22 protein-coding genes are annotated in these 20971 nt (G+C 68.2%); 16 read left to right on the top strand and 6 right to left on the bottom strand.

What is annotated here, in order from left to right; genetic code table 11:
• Window positions 1-129: 129 nt before the first annotated feature.
• Entirely contained in the window at window positions 130-1593 is a 1464-nt protein-coding gene (locus F3087_RS08000) for an AMP-binding protein (RefSeq protein WP_150401210.1), read from the top strand.
• A gap of 3 nt (window positions 1594-1596) precedes the next feature.
• On the opposite strand, the gene F3087_RS08005 is transcribed toward F3087_RS08000, so the two are convergent.
• A complete protein-coding gene (locus tag F3087_RS08005) occupies window positions 1597-2394 on the bottom strand; it encodes a class I SAM-dependent methyltransferase (protein ID WP_150401211.1) in 798 nt (265 codons plus the stop codon).
• A gap of 170 nt (window positions 2395-2564) precedes the next feature.
• Between F3087_RS08005 and F3087_RS08010 the strand changes: the two genes are divergently transcribed.
• From F3087_RS08010 to F3087_RS08080, 15 genes are all read left to right on the top strand, one after another.
• Window positions 2565-3329 carry a GntR family transcriptional regulator gene (locus F3087_RS08010; RefSeq protein ID WP_150401212.1) on the top strand — a complete coding sequence of 255 codons (765 nt, stop codon included), beginning with the start codon at window positions 2565-2567 and terminating at the stop codon, window positions 3327-3329.
• Window positions 3326-3763: a phosphonate C-P lyase system protein PhnG gene (locus F3087_RS08015; RefSeq protein ID WP_150401213.1), complete on the top strand. Its 438-nt coding sequence runs from the start codon at window positions 3326-3328 to the stop codon at window positions 3761-3763. Before F3087_RS08010 ends, F3087_RS08015 begins: the two co-directional genes overlap by 4 nt.
• Window positions 3763-4332, top strand: coding sequence for a phosphonate C-P lyase system protein PhnH (gene phnH / locus F3087_RS08020; RefSeq protein ID WP_191093850.1), 570 nt, complete (start codon window positions 3763-3765; stop codon window positions 4330-4332). The genes F3087_RS08015 and phnH overlap by 1 nt, the downstream gene beginning before the upstream one ends.
• Window position 4333: 1 nt before the next feature.
• Entirely contained in the window at window positions 4334-5449 is a 1116-nt protein-coding gene (locus F3087_RS08025; protein ID WP_150401215.1) for a carbon-phosphorus lyase complex subunit PhnI, read from the top strand.
• A complete protein-coding gene (locus F3087_RS08030) occupies window positions 5449-7299 on the top strand; it encodes an alpha-D-ribose 1-methylphosphonate 5-phosphate C-P-lyase PhnJ (RefSeq protein ID WP_150401216.1) in 1851 nt (616 codons plus the stop codon). Before F3087_RS08025 ends, F3087_RS08030 begins: the two co-directional genes overlap by 1 nt.
• Before the next feature lie 26 nt (window positions 7300-7325).
• A complete protein-coding gene (locus F3087_RS08035) occupies window positions 7326-8078 on the top strand; it encodes a phosphonate C-P lyase system protein PhnL (RefSeq protein WP_150401217.1) in 753 nt (250 codons plus the stop codon).
• Window positions 8075-9301: an alpha-D-ribose 1-methylphosphonate 5-triphosphate diphosphatase gene (locus F3087_RS08040; RefSeq protein ID WP_150401218.1), complete on the top strand. Its 1227-nt coding sequence runs from the start codon at window positions 8075-8077 to the stop codon at window positions 9299-9301. Before F3087_RS08035 ends, F3087_RS08040 begins: the two co-directional genes overlap by 4 nt.
• A gap of 185 nt (window positions 9302-9486) precedes the next feature.
• Window positions 9487-10428 (top strand): phosphate/phosphite/phosphonate ABC transporter substrate-binding protein, encoded by a 942-nt coding sequence (locus F3087_RS08045; protein ID WP_150401219.1) that lies wholly within the window; start codon window positions 9487-9489, stop codon window positions 10426-10428.
• A gap of 5 nt (window positions 10429-10433) precedes the next feature.
• Window positions 10434-11246, top strand: coding sequence for a phosphonate ABC transporter ATP-binding protein (phnC, locus tag F3087_RS08050; protein WP_223885011.1), 813 nt, complete (start codon window positions 10434-10436; stop codon window positions 11244-11246).
• Window positions 11243-12946 carry a phosphonate ABC transporter, permease protein PhnE gene (gene phnE, locus F3087_RS08055; RefSeq protein ID WP_191093851.1) on the top strand — a complete coding sequence of 568 codons (1704 nt, stop codon included), beginning with the start codon at window positions 11243-11245 and terminating at the stop codon, window positions 12944-12946. Before phnC ends, phnE begins: the two co-directional genes overlap by 4 nt.
• A gap of 25 nt (window positions 12947-12971) precedes the next feature.
• Window positions 12972-13790, top strand: a complete 819-nt coding sequence (locus F3087_RS08060; RefSeq protein ID WP_150401220.1) for an inositol monophosphatase family protein — start codon at window positions 12972-12974, stop codon at window positions 13788-13790.
• 97 nt (window positions 13791-13887) lie between these two features.
• A complete protein-coding gene (locus F3087_RS08065) occupies window positions 13888-14088 on the top strand; it encodes a hypothetical protein (RefSeq protein WP_150401221.1) in 201 nt (66 codons plus the stop codon).
• A 29-nt stretch (window positions 14089-14117) separates the two neighbouring features.
• Window positions 14118-14999, top strand: coding sequence for a helix-turn-helix domain-containing protein (locus F3087_RS08070; protein WP_191093852.1), 882 nt, complete (start codon window positions 14118-14120; stop codon window positions 14997-14999).
• A 117-nt stretch (window positions 15000-15116) separates the two neighbouring features.
• Entirely contained in the window at window positions 15117-15575 is a 459-nt protein-coding gene (locus tag F3087_RS08075) for an SRPBCC family protein (RefSeq protein ID WP_150401223.1), read from the top strand.
• 104 nt (window positions 15576-15679) lie between these two features.
• The gene (locus F3087_RS08080) at window positions 15680-16126 is read left to right on the top strand and encodes a nitroreductase/quinone reductase family protein (RefSeq protein ID WP_150401224.1); all 447 of its coding nucleotides are present in this window, start codon (window positions 15680-15682) and stop codon (window positions 16124-16126) included.
• Between the two features lie 19 nt (window positions 16127-16145).
• Here the strand turns inward: F3087_RS08080 and F3087_RS08085 are convergent, their stop codons facing one another.
• The 5 genes from F3087_RS08085 to F3087_RS08105 form a co-directional block, all read right to left on the bottom strand.
• On the bottom strand, window positions 16146-17015 hold the full coding sequence (locus F3087_RS08085; RefSeq protein ID WP_150401225.1) for a CPBP family intramembrane glutamic endopeptidase: 870 nt from the start codon (window positions 17013-17015) through the stop codon (window positions 16146-16148).
• 83 nt (window positions 17016-17098) lie between these two features.
• Window positions 17099-18070, bottom strand: a complete 972-nt coding sequence (locus tag F3087_RS08090; RefSeq protein ID WP_150401226.1) for a glycine betaine ABC transporter substrate-binding protein — start codon at window positions 18068-18070, stop codon at window positions 17099-17101.
• A complete protein-coding gene (locus F3087_RS08095; RefSeq protein ID WP_150401227.1) occupies window positions 18067-18798 on the bottom strand; it encodes an ABC transporter permease in 732 nt (243 codons plus the stop codon). Before F3087_RS08095 ends, F3087_RS08090 begins: the two co-directional genes overlap by 4 nt.
• Window positions 18795-20069 (bottom strand): ABC transporter ATP-binding protein, encoded by a 1275-nt coding sequence (locus F3087_RS08100; RefSeq protein ID WP_150401228.1) that lies wholly within the window; start codon window positions 20067-20069, stop codon window positions 18795-18797. The genes F3087_RS08095 and F3087_RS08100 overlap by 4 nt, the downstream gene beginning before the upstream one ends.
• Window positions 20066-20710, bottom strand: coding sequence for an ABC transporter permease (locus F3087_RS08105; protein ID WP_150401229.1), 645 nt, complete (start codon window positions 20708-20710; stop codon window positions 20066-20068). The genes F3087_RS08100 and F3087_RS08105 overlap by 4 nt, the downstream gene beginning before the upstream one ends.
• Between the last annotated feature and the right edge of the window lie 261 nt (window positions 20711-20971).

Raw genomic sequence — 20971 nt, forward strand, 5'->3', positions numbered from 1 at the left:
TTCGGCGATCGAGGAGTGCGGTGAGTTCGGCTCAGGCAAGTTTCTACATCTGGCGTACCTCGAGAATCGCCGACTGAATCGAATTATGCTGGTGGATCACGTGTTTCGATCAACGATGATTGAGGAATAATGGCCGAAATCCGATGTGGGCAGACCGTCCGTAGTTATGCCGAGTTGCGGGCGCGTGCCGCGCGGGTGGCCAGCGGGCTTGCCGCACAGGGCATTGTGGCCGGTGACCGGGTCGCGATCTACCTGCACAACGACGTCGCCTTCGTCGAGGCCAGCCTGGGTGCGGGGCTGCTCGGGGCGATCCCGGTGCCGGTGAACTGGCATTGGAAAGACGCCGAACTCGCCTTCCTGCTCGACGACAGCGGCAGCCGGGTCATCTTCGCCCACACCGATCTGGTCCCGACCGTCGAAGCCGTCGCCGGCGACCGGACCGTGATCGAGGTGCGCCGCGAATCCGCGCCGCCGACCGGGCGGCACCTCGACTACGAGGACTGGCTCACCGAGCAGCAGCCGTGGTCCCAACCACCCACGCAGGCACCGCAATCCATGATCTACACCTCGGGCACCACCGGGCGGCCCAAAGGCATCATCCGCGATTCGACCACACCCGAACAGAGCCAAGCCCTCGCCCGACTGGTGTTCGGTACGTTCGGTTTGGAGCCCGGGATGCGCACCCTGGCTCCCGCGCCGATCTATCACACCGCGCCCAACGTGCAGTGCCTCGTCAGTGCCGCGGCCGGCATCGACCTGACGATCATGCCGAGGTTCGACCCCGAAGAACTGCTGCGGCTGATCGAAGCCCATCGCATCGACCATTTCCAGGCGGTCCCGACGATGTTCGTCCGCCTGCTGCGCCTGCCCGAGGAGGTCCGCAACCGCTACGACCTGTCCTCACTGAAGGTGATCGTGCACGCCGCCGCCCCGTGCTCGCCGGAAATCAAGCGCCGCATCATCGACTGGCTCGGGCCGATCGTGCGTGAATACTACGGCGGCTCCGAAACCGGCGGCTGCGTCGCCTGCGACAGCAAGCAGTGGCTCGATCACCCCGGCACGGTCGGTGCGCCGATCGCGGACGCGGCGATCCGCATCTACTCCGATGCCGGCGATCTGCTGCCCGTCGGCGAGTCCGGCCGGATCTATATGCGACCACCGTCGAGCTGGCCGAACTTCACCTATCACCAGAATCCGGGCAAGCGGGCCGACATGGAACGCGAGGGCTTCCTGGACATCGGCGATATCGGATATCTCGACCATGACGGGTTCCTCTACCTCAACGACCGCAGCATCGACATGATCATCTCCGGCGGCGTGAACATCTATCCCGTCGAAATCGAGGCCTGTCTGCTCGAACTCCCCGGCGTCCGGGATGCTGCGGTATTCGGCATCCCCGACAACGATCTCGGCGAATCGGTCGCCGCGCACGTCGAGGCCGACGGCGTCACCGCCGACGCGGTGCGTGAACACATCCGCGCCAATCTGGCCGGTTACAAGGTGCCGAAAGTTGTTGTCTTCGACGACAATCTGCCTCGCGAAGACACCGGGAAGCTGTTCAAACGGAAGATCCGCGCGCAGTACTGGCCCTGAGGCTCAGATCCCGGCCGTGATGATCCAGGCGCGCGAGCCGAACCACACGCCGTCGGCGGTGTGATGCGCCGTCATGACGGCGCGGAGCCGGTCGAGCGCCCGCTCGGTTTCGGCGGCGTCGAATTCGCTGAGCAATTCGCCTGCCATGCGTAAAGCGAGCACGGAATCGACGCCGTCTTCGGGATCCTTGCCGTAATAGACCGGCTCGGACGCGTCGGTGACATCGACCTCGGTGAATCCGGCGGCGGTGAGAATGCTGTGTGCCGTCGCCGGATCGGCGAGGGAAAACGCCCCGCCCACCGGGGCGGTGATCGGTGCGCCCGCGAGTGCCGCACGGATCGCGACAACCCATTCCTGCTGATCACCGGCTTGCCAAACCAGTTGCACCAGCCGCGAACCGGGCCGCAACGCGCGGCTGATATTGGTGAACGCCGCAACCGGATCGGCGAAGAACATGGTGCCGAATCGGCTGACGGTGAGGTCGAAATGGTCCGGCGGGAACGGATGGGTTTGCGCGTCAGCCTGTTCGAAGCGCACGTTGTCGACGTCCTCGGCGGCGCTGAGCTGGACCGCGGTCGCCAGCATCGTCGTCGAGATGTCCACGCCGAGCGCGCCGCCCTGGTGTGCGAGCCGCGCGGCGTCGCGGGTGAGCTGACCGGTGCCGCAACCGATGTCGAGAACCTGGTCACCAGGTTTCACCTCGATCGCGTCGCGCAACCGCCGATGGTAACGACGCAGCTCCGCGTCGTAATCGAAGGCGTTGTTCGAGACCGGTACGTCGGGATTCGCGCTGTCGACCATGCGCACATCCTGGCAGTAGTGCCGGGCACGCGCAGCAGGAACAACCGCCGGAGTCGTAGACGGGCCGGCGCGCGACCATCGAGACAACTTGCCCGCGCGTTCAGTGGAGTTTCCGCCCCGGTTACCTGCGGGGCAGTTGTCCGTACAACCCGTCCGGCCATTGTCGTGGCATGACAGAGCAGCGGTACCGAGCTATCGCGGACGAGCTGGAAGGCGAGATCGCGGGGCTGCGACCCGGCACCCGGCTCGACAGCGAGCACACGTTGATGGAGCGGTTCGGGGTCAGCCGGGCCGCGGCCCGCGCGGCGGTGCAGGAGTTGGAGCGCCGGTTGCGGGTGCGGCGGGTGCGCGGGTCGGGCACGTTCGTCAGTGAACGGATCGACTACGTCATCTCGGGGGACCGGCGGCCGTCCTGGCATCGCACGGTGCTGGCGGCGGGTGCCGTACCGCGGTCGGTAGTCCGGGAGTCGGCGCTGGCCCCGCTCCCGGCGGATTCCGCGCACCGGCTGGAGGTCGAGCCGGGCACGCTCGCGCATCATATGACGCGGCTGAGCTACATCAATGACGCGATCGCCGCGTGCGGCTCGGAATGGGTTGCCTACGAGGCGGTTCCGGATCTGGCGGCGGGCATGCGCGTCGAGGAGTCGCTCGACGAGGTGCTCCGCCAGATGGGACACGTGCACGCGGTCAGGTCGTGGTGCCGGGTCGCCTCCGACATTCCCTCGCCCGAGGTGCAGGAGCGGTTGCAGCTGATCACGGCCACCCCGGTGTGGGTGGTCGAGTCGGTCAACCGCGACGCCGGCACCGGCCGCCCACTCACTTACAGCACGTCCTGGATGCGCGGCGACGCTGTGCGCGTCGTGATGGAGATCGGCACCGCGCCCACGCGGTCCGCCGCCGATCCGAACTATCTGAAAGAGGTTGTACAGCAGTGACTTCCCCTGTCTACAGTCGCGAACGCGTCGCCGAGCTGCTCGCGGTGGCGCCGGAACGCGACCTGGTCGAACTGGCCGACGCGTGCCTGGCCGACGGCGCCGAATTCGCGGTCCTGACCGCGCCCGAGATCGGTTCGATCGCCGCGCAGGTGCGCGAGCCGATCGCGCACGACCGCTTCTTCCTCGGCGCGGTACTGGCCTGCCGGGCCGAGGTGCTGCTCGGCGGTACCCGGGGCTGGGCCATGCGGATGGGGGACAACCGCAGAGCGACGCTCGCCGCGGCCGTCTGTGCCGCCGAGGTCGAAGCCGAACGCGCGCAGCGTGATCGGGTCCTGCACCTGTGCGCCCGCGTCGAGAACGATCAGCGCGCGGCCGAGCGCAGCGAATGGGCGCAACTGGCCCCCACCATCGTGCAATTCGAGGAGTTGACCTGATGACCGTGACCGCCCTCGGCGCGGCCCTACGACCGGACCAGACGCAGCGTGTATTTCGCGCCGTTCTCGACGCGTTCGCCCGTCCCGGCATCGCGGTGTCCCTACCCCGCACCGACTTTCCGGCGGCCCTGCTCCCGGTGCTGTGCCTCGCAGACCTCGAGACCGGCATTCATCTGCTGGACGACGACGGCTGGGACACGGTCGTCGCCGTGGCCACCGGAGCACCCGCTGCGACTTTGCAGACCGCGAAATATGTGACCGCATTACGCCCGCTCACCGCGGCCGAATTCAGTGCGGTCGCCGTCGGCACCGCCCTCGCCCCGGAGTCCGGAGCCACCGTGATCTGTGCCGTTGCCGCTTTGTCCGGCGGGACCAGCGTGCGACTCAGCGGCCCCGGCGTGCGCGAGCCGATCGAATTCGCCCCGGCCGGATTCGATTCCGAGCTGTGGTCGGTACGCGAACGCCTGATCGGCTTCCCCGCCGGAACCGACCTGCTCCTGGTAGATCCCGACGGCGGCCTGGTCGGCATTCCGCGCACCGCCGTCGTCGACCCCCGAAAGGCCAACTGACATGGGATATTCAGGAGCCCGCGGCGGCCTGGACGCGATCCTCGCCGCCGAGTCCCTGGTGCACGGCGCGCGAAACCACGACCCCGCACCATGGTTGACCACCGAGCAGATCACCGGACGTATGCGCCTCGCGGTCGATCGTGTGATGGGCGAAGGCGGACTGTACGACGAGAACACCGCCGCCGACGCGCTACGTCAGGCGGAGGGTGACGTCATCGAGGCCACCCACCTGGTCCGCGCCCACCAGTCGACGCTGCCGCGACTCGCGGTGAGCGAGCCGATCGACCCCGACGAGATGGTGGTCCTGCGCCGGATCGTCCCCGCCCACCGCACCCCGGACGGCCCGCAACTACTCGGCCGCACCAGCGATTACACCGGCCGCATGCTGGACCGGAACGCGCAACCGACCCCGGTCGTCGTAGAGGCGGAGCAGCCGGCCGAAGCCGAACGCACCGGGGCACAACGACACCCACGCCGCTTCTCCGACATGCTGCGCGAAATGGACCTGCTGGTCGACAACCGCCCCGCTGCGGACACACCGGACCCCGAGCCGTTCGACATCACCAAACACCCGGCCCGGCCACCGGCCCCGCGCTCGGCGATCCTGGCCAGCATGGCTCGCGCCGAAACCGGCTCGCTGATCAGCACCTGGTACCGCTCCATCCGCGGCCCGGAGGGCAACCTGCACGAGGTCACCCTCGGCGAGGTCCGCCACGGACGGCTGCCGCTGCGCGTCACCCACCCGCACACCGGAAACCCCGTGTCGCTCGGTCACATTCGAGCCTCGGAATGCGAGGCCATCGAGGACCTCGACGGCGTCGAGGAGGACCGCAGCCGCTTCGACGTCGGCTACGGCCTCTGCTTCGGCCACAACGAGCGCAAGGCCATCGCCATGGCCAATCTCGACATCGCCTGGCGCCGCTTCGGCGACGTCGACGGACTCGAGCAGGTCCTGCTGCTGACCACGGACGGCCTGGATTCCTGCGGCTTCCTCGAACACCTCAAGCTGCCGCACTACGTCACGTTCCGCTCGATGATCGACCGCAAGCGCGCGGTGCGCGACATCGACGCGGACGTGAGCGATCGGATCGCGGACTCGATCGGAAGGACCTGCTGATGACCATCACCGCCACGGATGCCGAAACGCCCACCATGGCAACGGTATTCGCCGCCATCGACGAAGCCGCGATCACGCCCGGCATCCTCGACGAGGGCTCCAAACGCGAAATCCGCCGCGCCACACTGGCCGCCGTCTGCATCCCCGGCTACCAGGTCCCGTTCGGCTCGCGGGAGATGCCAGTGGCCCGCGGCTGGGGCTCGGGCGGCCTCCAGGTCACCCTCGGCCTGCTCGGCCCCGCCGACACGGTCAAGGTCATCGACCAGGGCGACGACGACGGCGTCAACGCCACCAACCTGCGCCGGCTGATCGTGGCCAGCGAGCACTGCGGGCAAACCCAGGACACCCGCGAGAGCACCGTCGTGCAGACCAGGCACCGCGTCCCCGAGGAACCGCTGGTCGAGGGCCAGACCCTGGTCTTGCAGGTGCCGGTCGCCGAACCGCTACGCGGAGTGCAGACTTCGGTGCGCGAGTGCGCCCGCATGCACGCCGAGGCCGACTACTCGATGATCTGGGTGAGCCTCTACGAGGACCTGGTCCGCAACGGCGTCATCACCAAGACCACCGGCTACCCGGTGCTGGTGAACGGCCGCTACGTCATGATCACCACGCCGATCCCGCGCTGGGATGTGCCGCGGCTCAACGATTCCCCGCAGCTGTCGCTGTTCGGCGCGGGCCGGGAGAAGCGCATCTTCGCGGTCCCGCCCTACACCGACGTGCGGCCGCTGACCTTCGACGATGTTCCCTTCGAGGTCGAGGGCGACGCCGAACAGCGCTGCGCCCGTTGTGGTTCAGCCGACACGTTCCTGGTCGAGGCACCGGGCGGTCGTCAGTCGTGCAGCGACATCGAATGGTGCACAAGAACTCTCACCGGCGACGTGGACGCTGCCGCGCACACCGAGCACGCACCTCTGCGCTACCTGCCCGACCCGGCCCGCCGCGTCCGCGCCGCCGCCGACGCGGTCCGCCGCGACCCGGTGGAACTCGCCACCCGCCCGGTTCCCGCCACCCCGGACGGCTGGACCCTCGCCGTGCACGGTGTCGGCAAGGTTCACGGACCAGGCGGCGCCGCAGCGGTTCCCGGCACCGGCCCGGAAGCCGGCACCGCCATCAGCCCGCGCACCGGCGCGGTCGTCGCCGCCTGGGACGTCAGCTTCGACGTCGCGCCCGGCGAGGCGCTCGGCCTGATCGGCGAGTCCGGCTCCGGCAAGTCCACGGTGCTGCGCTGCCTGGTCGGCGAGGAAACCGCAACGGCGGGAACGATGTTCCTCACCACGGTCGGCTCCGGCCGTACCGACGTCTTCGGCCTGGACGCCGCGGCCCGCCGTGCGCTCCGCATCGACACCCTCGGCCTGGTCCACCAGAACCCGGCCGACGGCCTGACCATGCGCGTCTCCGCCGGCGGCAATATCGCCGAACGCCTCACCGCCGCAGGCTGGCGTAACTACCACGAGATCCGCGACCGAGCCGCCTACCTGCTGGAACAGGTAGAGGTGCCGCTGGATCGGATGGACGACGCCGTGCATACCTTCTCCGGCGGCATGCGCCAGCGGGTGCAGATCGCCAAGGCGCTGGCCACCGACCCGCGGGTGCTGCTCCTGGACGAGCCGACCACCGGCCTCGATGCCTCGGTCGCGGCCGGCGTGCTCGACCTGCTGCGCAAACTGCTCGCCGAACGCGACACCGCCGCCGTGGTGGTCAGCCACGACTTCGCCGTCATCGAAGCCCTCACCGATCGCTGCCTGGTGATGAACGTCGGCCGCGTGGTCGAATCCGGCCTCACCGACCAGCTGTTCCAAGACCCGCACCACCCCTACACCCAGCGCCTCGTCGCGTCCGCGCGCAGGTGAACCCGGCCATGCCCATGGAGGTGACCATGAACGATCAATCACCCGGCGTCCCAGTGCTTTCCGTGCGCGGACTGCGCAAGACCTTCACCCTGCACACCATCGACGGCCGCACCGTGACCTCGCTGCACGGCGTCGACCTCGACGTCGCGGCCGGCGAGCACGTCGCGCTGGCCGGACCCAGCGGCGCGGGCAAATCCAGCCTGCTGCGCTGCGTGCACCGCAGCTACCTGCCCGACGCGGGCACCGTCACCCTCGGAACCGACACCGGCCCAGTGGAATTGACCACGCTCGGTGATCGCGAGATGGCCCGGCTGCGCGGCCGCGAACTCGGCTATGTCTCCCAATTCCTTTCCGCGCCGCCCCGCACCGGACCGCTGGAAGTCGTTGCCGCGGCGGGCCGTCGCCGCGGCCTCGGCCGTGCCGACGCACGCGACGCCGCGGTCGAATCGCTGCGCCGCTTGGCCTTGGACGAAACCCTCTGGGACGTCGACTGCGGCGTCCTGTCCGGTGGTGAACGCCAACGGGTGAACATCGCCGCAGGCACCGTGCACCCACCCCGCCTGCTGCTGCTCGACGAGCCCGTCTCCGCCCTCGACCCGACCAATCGCGAACGCGCCCTGGAACTCATCGCGTCGCTGTCCGCCCGTGGCGTCGCCGTACTGGCCGTCTTCCACGACTTGGCCGCGATGCGGCAGCTGGCGTCGCGCGTGATCCGCTTCCGTGACGGCCGGATCGTGGAACAGGGCACCCCCGCCGAAGTATTGGGAGCAGCGGCATGACACACACCTTGGAACAGCCCCGCGCCTGGTCGCTACCGCAGTCACCGCGCGACTACGTGCTCGGACACGTCCGCGCCGTGCTGGCCGACCGCGTCCTCGACGACGCGCGCATCGTCGTCCGCGACGGCCGCATCGTCGAGGTCGGCCCGACCCGGCCGGGCACCGCGGTCGATGTCGACGGCGGCGGACTCATCTGCACCCCCGGCCTGGTGGACGTGCACTCCGACGGACTCGAACGCGAGCGCATGCCGCGCCCGGGCGCCGAACTGCCCTGGCTGTTCTCGATGATGTCCTTCGAGGGCAAGTTGCGCGCGGCCGGCGTCACGACCGTCTTCCACGGCGCGTCGTTCTCCGATCAGGAGTCGGCGAAGGACCGGCGCAGCGTGGCGGCCGCGCTACAGATGTGCGAGGCCATCGCCGAGTGGAACGGCCGCGACAGCGTCAGCCGCCTGGTCGATCACCGGGTACTGTACCGGCTCGACGTGCGTTCGGCGGCCGGTTTGGCCGCGCTGCAAGGCCATTTCGAACAGCAGGTCGCGGCCGGCCGAATCCGGCGCGACGCCCAGGCCGTCATCTCGCACGAGGATCACACCCCGGGCATCGGGCAGTACGCCGACCGCACGTTCTACGAGAAGTACATGGTCGGCATGCGCGGAATGAACGCCGAGCAGGCCCGCGACGCCGTGGACGAACTCATCCGCGACCGGGCGGGCAACGTCGCGGTCCGCGAGGATTCGATGGACTGGCTGGCCCGGCAGGCCGGAACCGGCCGGGTGCGGATCTTCGGCCACGACCCCGAATCCGCGGTGGAGATCGCCGACCTGGCCCGCCGCGGCGGCAATGTCGCGGAGTTCCCCACCACCGAGGAGGCGGCCCGCGAGGCGCGCGTGCGCGGCATGTCGGTGGTGATGGGCGGCCCGAACATCCTGCGTGGCGGCTCGCATTCGGGCAATGTGTCGGCCGCGGAACTGGCCGGACTCGACCTGGTGACCGCGCTGGCGTCGGACTACCTGCCGTCCTCGCTGCTCGGTGCCGCGTTCAACCTCGCCGACAACGCGACCATGCCGCTGCACGCGGCCGTCGCGCTGATCACCAGCGGACCCGCGGCCGCGGTCGGACTGTCCGATCGCGGCGCGCTCACGCCGGGCCAGCGCGCGGATCTCGTGCTGATCAGCCTCGAACACGGTTGTCCCGTCGTCCGATCGGTGCTGCGGGCGCACTGACGCCGCGGTCGAGTTGTCCGCGCCGTGCTGAACAACTCGCGCCACCTGCCCCTGCGCGTTTCGCCGGGATTCACTGGCGGTTGGAGCGGGGGACACGGCGGTCGCGGACGCTCGACCCTGCGGTGCGGTCTCGCCCGCCCCCGCTTCAAGGCCCGGACCTCGGGGCACAGAAGGAGACAGACTTCATGGGTAGCAAGGTTCGCCCTTTGTTCGCTGCCGCCGCGATCGCGGCGGTCGCCGTGCTCGCCGGTTGCGGCAGCAGCGCTGTGAAAACCGACGCGGGCACCGCGGAAGATCCGCAGACGCTGGTGTTCGCGTCCATCCCCTCGGAGAACTCGCAGAGCCTGCAACAGCAGTACAAGCTGGTCGCCGACGCCATCGAGAAGTCGACCGGCCACCCCGTGCAATTCCAGAACGCCACCGACTACGCGGCCGTGATCGAGGGCCAGCGCGCGGGCAAGATCCAGCTGGCCGGCTACGGGCCGTTCTCCTACGTCACCGCGAAAGACAGTGGCGTGCCGACGGTTCCGATCGCCGCGCCGATCAAGCAGGCGGGCGCCGCGCCCGGTTACCTGTCCTACGGCATCGTCAAGGCGGGGTCGAATATCAAGAGCCTGACCGACTTTCGCGGTAAGACGGTCTGCTTCGTCGACCCCTCTTCGACTTCCGGCTACCTCTACCCGTCCGCGGGGCTGAAGGCGGCGGGCGTCGATCCGGAGAAGGACATCACGCCCGTCTTCGCCGGTGGTCACGACGCGTCGGTGCTGGCGGTCAACAGCGGTCAGTGCGACGGGGGATTCGCCTACGACACGATCGTGGACAAGACCCTGCTGGAGAAGAACCAGATCAAGCCCGGCGACATCACCGTGCTGTGGAAGTCGGAGACCATCGCCGCGAGCCCGGTGGCGATGAGCAGCAAGCTCTCCCCGGAGTTGCAGGCGAAGCTGACCGCCGTGTTCCGCGACCAGCTGAACAAGCCGGCCCTGATCCAGGCCGGGACGTGCACCGACGAGAAGAGCTGCCAGCTGCCCGAGGCCGCGTACGGCTATGCGGTGGTGCAGGATTCGCTCTACGACGGGGTCCGCAACGTCTGCCGGATCACCAAGGCGAAGGTCTGCCAGTCGTGACCGGCGTGCCCGCGGACGTCGCGCTCGGCGCGACCATCGACCACATCCTGCGACCGGCCATCCGCCTCGACCACGTGCGCAAGGATTTCGGTCCACGGCTCAGCGCGCTCGACGACGTGTCGCTCGAGGTGTATCCGGGGGAGGTGGTCGCGCTGCTCGGCCTGTCCGGCTCGGGTAAGTCGACGCTGCTGCGGCTACTCGACGGCCTGCATCTGCCCAGCTCCGGCACGGTGACGGTACTCGGCCAAGACATGGGCTCGGCGCGCGGCGGCGAGCTGCGCGCGCTGCGCCGCCGGGTGGGTTTCGTGTTCCAGCAGTTCCATCTCGTCGGCAGCATGTCGGTGCTGGAGAACGTGTGCACCGGCGCGCTCGGCACGTTGCGCGGTCCGCGCATCGGGCTGTTCATGTATCCGAAGTCGGTGCGCTCGGCGGCGATGGCGCAACTCGATCGAGTCGGGTTGGCGGACCGGCCGTTTCAGCGGGCCGACACGCTCTCCGGCGGGCAGCAGCAGCGCGTCGCGGTGGCCAGGGCGCTGGTGCAGCGGCCGAAGATCCTGCTCGCGGACGAGCCGGTGGCGTCGCTGGATCCCGAGTCGTCGGCGCAGGTCATGGCCTTGATTGCGCAGGTCGCCGCCGAGGACAACCTGACCGTGCTGTGCAGCCTGCACCAGGTCGAGCTGGCGGTGTCCTGGGCGCATCGCCTGGTCGGGCTGCGCTCCGGGCGAATTGTGCTGGACAAGCAGGTTTCGGCGCTGGATCGCAACGCTACGATGTCGATCTACTCGAGCGTCGCCGCCTCGACCACCCAATTCGCATGAACGCCACGGTCGTTCAGTTGCCGGTTCGCGCGCCGGAGCCGGCGACATTGCGTCGGCCGTCGGGTACGGCGATCGGTGTCGCCGTCGTCTATACGGTGTGGTTGATCGCCTCGCTGTGGTCGGTGGCGTCGCTGCAACTCAACCTGGCCACCTTCGTCGACAGCATCGGCAACGCCGTCGATTTCGTCTCCCGGATCTTCCCACTGGACTTCCCGCCCTTCGGCGAGGTCGTGCGGATGACCGCGCAGACCCTCGCCATCGTCACCTGCGCAACGGCATTGAGCGTCGCGCTCAGTGTGCCGGTGTCGCTGGCCGCCGCCCGCAACACCAATCGGCACGGCTGGCTGCGCTGGACTATGCGCGCGGTCATCGTCGTGACGCGCGCATTGCCCGAAATCGTCTTGGCCATCGTGTTTTTGCGCCTGTTCGGGCTCGGCCCCGCGGCGGGCATCCTGGCGCTGGCCATCCATTCCGTCGGCATGGTCGGCAAGATGTACGCCGACGCGATCGAGGACACCCCGGCGGGACCGCGGGACGCGTTGCGGGCCGCCGGGGCGACGTGGTCGCAGCAGATCACCGGAGGCGTTGTGCCGCAGGCGATGCCCGCGTTCATCGCCACCGCGCTGCACCGGTTCGACATCAACCTGCGGGCCTCGGTGCTGCTCGGGTACGTCGGCGTCGGCGGGATCGGCATGGAACTGTCCCTGGCGATGAAGACCCTGCACTATCGGCGCGGAATCGCGTTGGCGCTGTTGATCGTCGGGCTGTGCATCGTGATCGAGACGATCTCCGGCGCGGTGCGCTCGGCCATGCTCGGCGCGCAGTCGCCGAGGCGGGCCGGGTGGTGGAGCAAGCTCCGGCACCGGGTGACGAGCGGATGGGTAGACGGCGGACCCGTTGCGGTCGTGGCCAAGCCGCATCCGATCAGTCCGCCGTGGTCGGCGGGGCGGATTCGACGCGCCGCGTACTTCGGGCTGACGGCATTGATCCTGATCGCGTCGGTGTGGGGCGCGGGTATCGATGTCTCGCGCATGGCCGACAGCATCTCCACGCTGTGGACCACGCTCGGTCTGTTCGTCCCGCCGAGCACGGGCGGCATCGGCGGCGAACTGTTCGCGCAGCTGCTCGTCACGGTCCAGATCGCGCTGGCCGCAACGTTTCTCGGTCTGGTGCTCGCCGTGCCGATCGGCCTGCTCGCGGCCCGCAACGTCGCGCCGACGCCGGGCATCGCGCGGTTCTTCCGGATCGTCATCGTCGTCGTGCGCGGCATCCCGGACCTGATCTTCGCGATCATCTTCATCGTCATCACCGGGCTTGGCGCGCCCGCGGGCGCCCTGGCCTTGGCGGTCGGCGCGGTCGGCCTGCTCGGCAAGCTCATCGCGGATTCGCTGGAGGAGTCCGACGTGCGCGTGCAGCAGGCGGTGTCCGCGGCCGGGGCGACCCGGCCGCAGGTGTTCGTCGCGGCGACGGTGCGGCAATGCGCTCCCGCGCTGGCGGCGCACGTGTTCTACCAGCTGGACGTCAATATTCGCGCCGCCACGCTGCTCGGTGTCGTCGGTGCTGGCGGTATCGGCTTCTACCTGATGAACGCCGCGCGTGTTCTTCAGTTCGACGTCGTCACCACGATCGTCCTGATGGTCTTCGCCGTCGTGCTGGCCGTCGAAGGCGTCGCGATGTGGGTCCGCCGCGCACTGTCCTAGTTCGTCCCAACCCCGGAGTTTTTCCATGATCATCTCGAATCCTGTTGGTGTCGAAGCGAACAAGGCGCTGCTCGCCGCAGCGGATGCGGCCGTGCTCGCGCACCGCGACGCGCTGGCGAAGCATTCGCCCGCCGAACTGAGCGCCATCAGGATGGAGGGTGCCGACGGAACCCCGACGATGTTCATCGACGTGCTGGTCGAGGACGCGATCATCGCCGCGGCCACCGCCGCCGGGGTCAATGTGCTTTCCGAGGAACGCGGTTGGGTGGATGTGGGGTCGGCGGTGACCCTGGTCGTCGATCCCGTGGATGGTTCCGCCAATGCGGCCGCCGGCATCCCGCTGGCCTGTTTCAGTGCGGCGGTGGCCATCGACGGCGAGTTCACCGAGGCCTTGACCGTGTGGCTGCACACCGACGAGCGCTGGTGGGCCACCCGCGAGCACAGCGAGTTCCGCACCAGCGGCCGCACGACGGTCGCCGGCGCAGCGGTATCCATGTTGCGGCCGCATCCGCGTAACTGGGAGGCGTGGTCCCGAGTCGCCGAGACCGCCGGTCGAATCCGCATCCTCAGTTGCAGCACGCTGGACGCGGCGTTCGTCGCGACCGGCGCCATCGATGCCTTCGTCGACGCGGGCAGCGACACTCACCGCCTGATGGACATCGCCGCCGCGACGATCCTGGTCGGCGCGTCCGGCGGCGCCGTCCTCGACGCGTTCGACCGCCCGATCGGCTTCGACACCGACCTCACCCGCCGCTGGAGCGGCATCGTCGCCGCCACCGCCGAACTCGCCGCTGAACTCCGCGCGCTGATCCAGGACGGTGCGGCATCGAGGACAACGACCTGAGTGCGCCGCCCGACACACCCCCGCCAACCCCCAAGAATTGCCCTGACCTGCGGCTACAGTCGGGCGAACGGCAAACTCGACAGGCGGGAGCTGACGGATGTGGGCGGTCGTCGACAAGTGGTACGCCGGTAGGTACGAGGGCTTCGGGGTCCTGATCACCGAGGACTGCGAGGAAGTCATCGCACGAGATCCGGTGGTGGACAGCGATATTCCGCTGAAAGCGGGCGATCGCGTGCTGATCGACTACCTCTCCGGCGCCGAGGGAGCAGGCACGATCAAGCTGGTCAAGGTCCAATAGAAGTCGTCCTATCGTCCTACGCTGGTGTGGTGTTCGACTCGCAAACCTTCGATCTGGCACCGTACGCGGACTTCGCCGACCTGCCCGCGCACGTGCGGCGCACGTATTGCAGCTGGCACGACGCCAGCTGGCGGTCGCTGCTCGTGCAGACGTTCGAGCACGCCACCGAGGCCGAAGACGTCGCGCTGCCCGGAGTGTCCGATCTGCACCTGGTGCTGTGCGTAGCCGGTGACGCGGTCATGCGCACGCACGCCGACGAGAACTCGATGCGCCGCTGGGTGCCGGGCACGCTGGAACTCATGGTGCCCGGCCGGGCGAGCGTGGTCGGTTATCGCGGCGCATCCGCGATGCGTACTGTCCAGGTGCACATTCCGTCGGCGACGATCGATCGGGCGGCGGCCCAGGCGGGCCGGTCGAGGCCGGACTTCGAGGCGCTGGCGGCCAGGTTGCGGGCCGGCGACGCACTCGTCGAACAGCTCGTTCGCGCCCTGCCCGGCGTCGAACCGGAGAACGATCTTTACGCCGAAAGCGCCGCGGCTTTCCTGGTCACGCACCTGCTCACCGAGGGCAAGCGGGACCGGCTGGCCGGTCCCGAGCACGCTGCGGTCCGGGCCGCCACCGCCATCATGCGCGACCGGCTGGCGGAATCGCTGACGCTGTCCGACATCGCCGCCGAACTGCACCTGAGCGTGTTCCACTTCATCCGGGTCTTCCGGGCCGCGACCGGCGAGACGCCGCACCGCTACCTCACCCGGCTGCGCATCGAGCACGCGCGACGGTTGCTGTCCGGTACTACGCTCACCATCGAACAGGTCGCCGTCCGCTGTGGATTCGCCAGCCCCGGCGCGCTGTCCACGACGTTTCTGCGGCACGTCGGTGTCCGGCCGTCGGTGTATCGCAGCAGGAACTGATCGATGTTCGGCAATCGCGCACCTGGTCCCCGACCTTCCACTCGCTTAGTTTCGAAGCGGCGCAGCAACTCTCGCGTCCCGGGTCGATGCCGGCAGTGAACGAAAGGATCTCCAGCCATGCAGAGCTATGACGCGACCGCGACCTCGACCGCCTCGCCCGCCGACATCTGGCGCCTGCTGATCGATGCCCGCACCTGGCCCGAATGGTCGCCCATCGACGCACTGGACACCGAACGCTCCAGCGGCCTCGATCCCGACGGCCGCGATCGGGTCGGCACGGTCCGCGCGTTCCGCACCGGGCGAATCGTCACCGCCGAACGGCTGATCGGCCTGGACGAGGAGAAGCGCCTCACCTACGAGGACGAGTTCAACTGGGCCATCCGGGACTACCAGGCGGTCGTCGACCTGGTGCCCGCGGCGAACGGCGGCACCACCATCCACTGGTACGGAACCTACACCGCCCGTTGGGGATTGGGCTGGCTGATGCGCACCGTCATGCGCCGCACCATGCAGCGCATGGCCGACGGTCTGGCGGCCCATGCGACCGTGCCGTCCTCCGGCAGCAAGACCCCGTAGCCGGCGCCGGGGGAGAGTTCGATCCGGGCTATTGCGCAGGTATCCGGTACCGGTAGTCTGGGCAACGTCAGAGCTCGGTCGCGTTCAGCGTGGTGAGGAACCTCATGCCATCGAATTTCGCTCTCAAGACGATGAATACAGCGCATCGGGTGCTGTTGAAGGTCAGTTGCGGGAAATTGGGCAACGACTTCGGCGGGATGCCGTCGGTCGAGCTCGTGACCACCGGACGCAAGTCGGGGCGCGAGCACGCGGTGATGCTGACCGCGCCGATCGTCGACGGGGACACCTACGTGGTGGTCGCCTCCCGCGGCGGCGACCCGACGCATCCGGCCTGGTTCCTGAACCTGCGGGACAACCCGAACGTGCAGGTCTCGGTGCGCAGCGGACCGCGCGTGCCGATGATCGCCAAGGTCGCCGACGCCGCCGAGCGGGCCGCCCTGTGGCCGCGGGTAACCGCCGCGCAGAAGGTGTACGCCGGTTACCAGGAGAAGACCACTCGTGAAATCCCGCTCGTGCTGTTGAGCCCGGCCGCGGATCCCGCGTCGAACTGATCGTCTCGGCCGGGCAGATTCACGTCGGCGGTTGCCGCAGGAATCTGCCCGACAGCCGGTAGACCAGCACGACGCCGACCACGTTGGCGGCGAGCGTCAGCACGCCCTGCTCGCCGAGCCACAGCCAGGCCTGCGAACCCGACGTGTGCGGGTCGAACACGCTCTGGATCACGCTGTTCCACGATGCGTGCAGCACGACGGCCGGCCAGATGCTGCCGGTGTCGAGCCGCAGCCGGGCGAACACGTACGACACCACCGTCACCTGGACCACGAAGAGCACGGCGATCAACGGCACCGATCCGCCGTTGCCGGTCAGATAACTGCCGCCGAGAATCAACGGCAGATGCCAAGCGGCCCAGACCAATCCGCTGACCATGATCGGCCGCGGCACCCCCGCATCGATGAGCCGGGTGAGCAGATACCCGCGCCACCCGAGTTCCTCGCCCAGCGCGAACACCACTCCGATCGCCGTACCCAGCCCGAGACCGACCAGCAGTTCACCACCGAACGCGACCCATCCGGTGGATGCGCCTGCGGGAGTGATGAACTGGGCCAGCCCGCTCGCCCAGCCCACACCATAGGCGGCCGCCGCGACGCCCACCGGATAGCCGAGCCCGATCAGCAACGCCCACCAGGTGCGCCGCCCGCCGAGCCGCAGCGAGATATCGCCGAACCCTTCCCGCAACACCAACCGGCTGATCAGGCCGGCCACGCCCGGCGCCCACATCAGGAACAGGACCGCGATCTCGTTCTGCGCGATCACCGCGTAGATCATGGCGGGCGCGGACAACACGACCAGCCCGACCAGGAAGATGCCGACCCCGCGCTGCGCCGTTCGCCGCCGATCCGCCGCCGGCGCCGACAGATCCGCGTGCCGCCCAAGTGTCATGCAGGCACACTAGGCAGCACCGGCCGACCCGGTCGTCACCCCGCAGGCCGGTATTCGCCTCCGGGACAACCCTGAAACGGCCCCTAGGCGATCAGTTTTTCCTTCTTCAACCAGTCATATGCCACATCGGCCGGATCCTCGCCGTCGATATCGACGCGGCCGTTGAGCTCCTGCATCAGCTGATCGGTCAGATGTTCGGAGATCGTCCCGATCAGGCCGCGCAGCTGCGGGTAGCGGTCGAGGATCGCGCCGCGCACCACGGCGGTGCCGCTGTAGGGGAGGAAGAACTTCTTATCGTCGTCGAGGGCAACAAGATTCAGGTTCTTGACCCGGCCGTCGGTGGTGTACACCATGCCGAAGTTGCACGGCGCGCCCTTGGAGGTCGCGGTGTAGACGACACCGGCGTCCATCCGGGTGACGTTCCCCGACGGAACACCATTCGGATCGTTATAGGGCACACCGTATTTCTGCAACATCGGAATGAATCCGTCGGAGCGACTGAAGAATTCGTCGTCGACACAGAAGGTCCGATCGGGCACCGGCAGCTTCGCCACATCCGAGAGCGACTTCACCTGCAACCGTTCGGCATTCGGCGTCGACGCGGCGAACGCGTACGTGTCGTTGAAGTTCGCCGGCGGCAACCACTCGAGATTGTGATCGCGCTTCTCGACCGCGTTGACTCGCTGCCAGAGTTCCTTCGGGTCCGCGATCGTCTCGGTCTCGTTGTGATAGTTGACCCATCCGGTGCCGGTGTATTCCCAGAGAATGTCGGCGTCACCGTTGAGCTGGGCTTGGCGAGAGGACGCGGAACCCGGTGCGCCCGTGAGGTCTTTCACCTGGGCGCCCGCCGCGGCCAGGTAGGTCGCGGTGATCTTGCCGAGCAGCACACCCTCGGTGAAGCTCTTCGAGGTCACGACCAGTTCAGCCCCGTCGAGCGGCTGCTCCCCGCCGGGCAGATGCGCCTCGTGGAACGTCCCGGACGAGCTGACCAGACCGCACCCGGCGAGCATCGTCACGAGAAGTGTGGAAAGCAGCGCGACGCGTGTCGATTTCATGAGATCCCCCGCGGGGTCGCGGCGAGTTCGACCAGCCGGCCGAGCCAGTCGATGCTCAACGCGAGCAACCCGACCAGAATCGCCCCGGAAATCAGCAACTTCGGCAGGAACAGCGTGACCCCGGTGGTGATCAGCGTGCCCAGACTGGTCGCGCCGATGAACGTGCTCAACGTCGCCGTCCCGACCAGAATCACCAGCGCCGTCCGCACACCGTTCAGAATCACCGGCACCGCGAGCGGCAACTCCACCTGGAACAGCGTGCGGCTACCCGAATATCCGATACCACGCGACGCCTCGATCGTCCGGTGATCCACCTGCCGCAGCCCGACGATCGTGTTCTGCAAGATCGGCAGGATCGCGTACACCACCAGACCCACGATCGCCGTGCGGAACCCGGTGCCCAACCAGAACGTGAACAAGACGAGCAGGCCGACTGCAGGTGCGGCCTGACCGATATTGGCGACGTTCACCGCGATGGGTTCCAGGCGCTTCAACGCGGGCCGGGTCAGCGCGATGCCCAGCGGAATCGCGACGACGACCACGATCAGCGTGGCCACCACGGTCAGTTTGATGTGCGCGAGAATCGTGGTTTGCAGGTTGTCCCAGCCCAGCGACGCCTGCTCGGTCGGCGTGAACGTGGTCGACCGATACCAGAGCACGTAGCCGATGCCGATGACCGCGATGATGATCGGCTCGAACCAGACGTCGAGCGGAACGCGGCGGCTCATGACGGCTCGCCCGATCCGGGCTCCTCGTCGGCCGCCACCACCGGGGTCGGCGCGGGATCCGTTCCGTCGACGTAGGTTTCGTAAGAGAGGTCCGCCTCCGCCGAGCGCACCTCGGCGAGCTTGGCCTGGATCGTCTCGGTCACCGACCCGATGCTGAGCGAGCCGACCACCGCGCCGCGACCGTCGGTGACCAGCGCCGCGCCCTGGCTCGCGGCCAGCATCGCGTCGAGAGCGTCGTTGAGCGTCGAGGAGCGCGCGACCACCGGCAACCGGCGATCGAGGAAGTCCGAAACCTCCGGCTTGGTCGCCACTTCGGTCAGCGACGGCCACGACCGCGGCCGTCCCGCCTCGTCCACCACCACGACCCAGGTGTGCCCGGCCGCCTTCGCGCGGGCGATCACGGCCGACGCGGACTCGCCGACCCGCGCGGTGATCACCTTGTCGTAGTCGACATCTCGCACCCGCTGCACGGTCAGATAGGCCAGTTTCGCGCCGGATCCGACGAACTCCTCCACGAACGGCGTCGCCGGATCGGTGAGGATCTCCTCCGGTCGCGCGTACTGCTCGATGTGCCCGCCCTCGGACAGGATCAGCACCTTGTCGCCGAGTTTGGTCGCCTCTTCGAAGTCGTGGGTGACGACCACGATGGTCTTGCCGAGCTCGTGCTGGATCGCGATCAGGCTGTCCTGCAAGCGAACCCGGGTGATCGGGTCCACCGCGCCGAACGGCTCGTCCATCAGCAACACCGGCGGATCCGCGGCCAGGGCGCGCGCGACGCCGACCCGCTGCTGCTGGCCGCCGGACATGTCCTTGGGCAGCCGATCGGCGAACGTGCCCGGATCGAGCCCGACCAGATCGAGCAGGTACTCGGTGCGCTCGGCGATCCGCTTCTTGTCCCAGCCGAGCACCCGCGGGATGGCGCCGACATTCTTGGCGACCGTCCAGTGCGGGAACAGGCCACCGGACTGGATGACATACCCGATCGACTGCCGCAGCTTGTCCGGATCCTCCCGGGTGACATCGCGGCCGCCGATGAAGATCCGCCCCTCGGACGGCTCGATCAGCCGATTGATCATCTTCAACGTGGTCGTCTTGCCGCACCCGGACGGCCCGACGAACGCGACGATCTCGCCCGCGTCGATCTCCAGGTCCAGGCGCTCGACCGCCGCGTTGTCCTGCCCCTTGTACCGCTTGACGACCCCGTCGAGCTTGATCGCCGCACCGGTCACATTGCGCTCCGCCGAAGCGGGCCGGCTGGTCACTTCTGTCATGACAGTCCCTTTGCGATCGTGAGGCGTCCGAGCAGGACGAGGAGCGCGTCGAACACCAACGCGATGAGGACGATGAGAATGGTTCCGGTCAGGGCCATTTCGATGGCGTTCGCGCCGCCGAGGCGGGAGAGTCCGTTGAAGATCAGCGAGCCGAGGCCGGGGCCGAGGACGTAGGCGACGATCGCGGCGACGCCGACGATCATCTGGGTGGACACCCGAATGCCGGTGAGAATCACCGGCCAGGCGATCGGCAATTCGACAGTCAGCAGAATGCGCCAGCGGGAAAACCCGATGCCGCGCGCGGATTCGATCACCGACGCCGGCACCGAGCGCAACCCGACGATGGCATTGCCGATAACCGGCAACGCGGCGAAGAACGCGAGCATGATGAACGACGGGACGACGCCGAGTCCGAACGGGACCAGCAGCAGCGCGAGCAAGGCGAGCGAGGGAATGGTCAGCGCGACCCGGCTGGAAGTAAGGGTGAGCGAGGACAACAGCGGGAGCCGATATACCGCCACCGCGACGAGGACCGCGATCACCGTCCCGACCAGGACCGTTTGAAATGCCAGAGAGGCGTGCTGATACGTGAGAAACGTCAGGAACTCACCCCGTCCCCGGACGTAATTCCATAGATTCACGCGTGTCCCATCGTCAGGCGAAGTCGTTACCTGTTTGTGCGTAGTCACCGGGCGCGAGCCGTCAAAGAGTAATCGACGCCGCGCGTTCGGCTCTGGATGACGCGCGGCGGGCGAATCGGCGGATTGTCGATCTCGCGCTGGCATTCCCCCCGCTACCGGCGGTCAAACAGAATGGTGCGCAGCAACTCACAATGGGTTCGAACGCATGGAATCAGGGTGGCAGCAATGGTTTCATGACGTCGGATCATCCGACGACCGAAG

This window comes from Nocardia colli (assembly GCF_008704205.1).
GTDB lineage: Bacteria > Actinomycetota > Actinomycetes > Mycobacteriales > Mycobacteriaceae > Nocardia > Nocardia colli.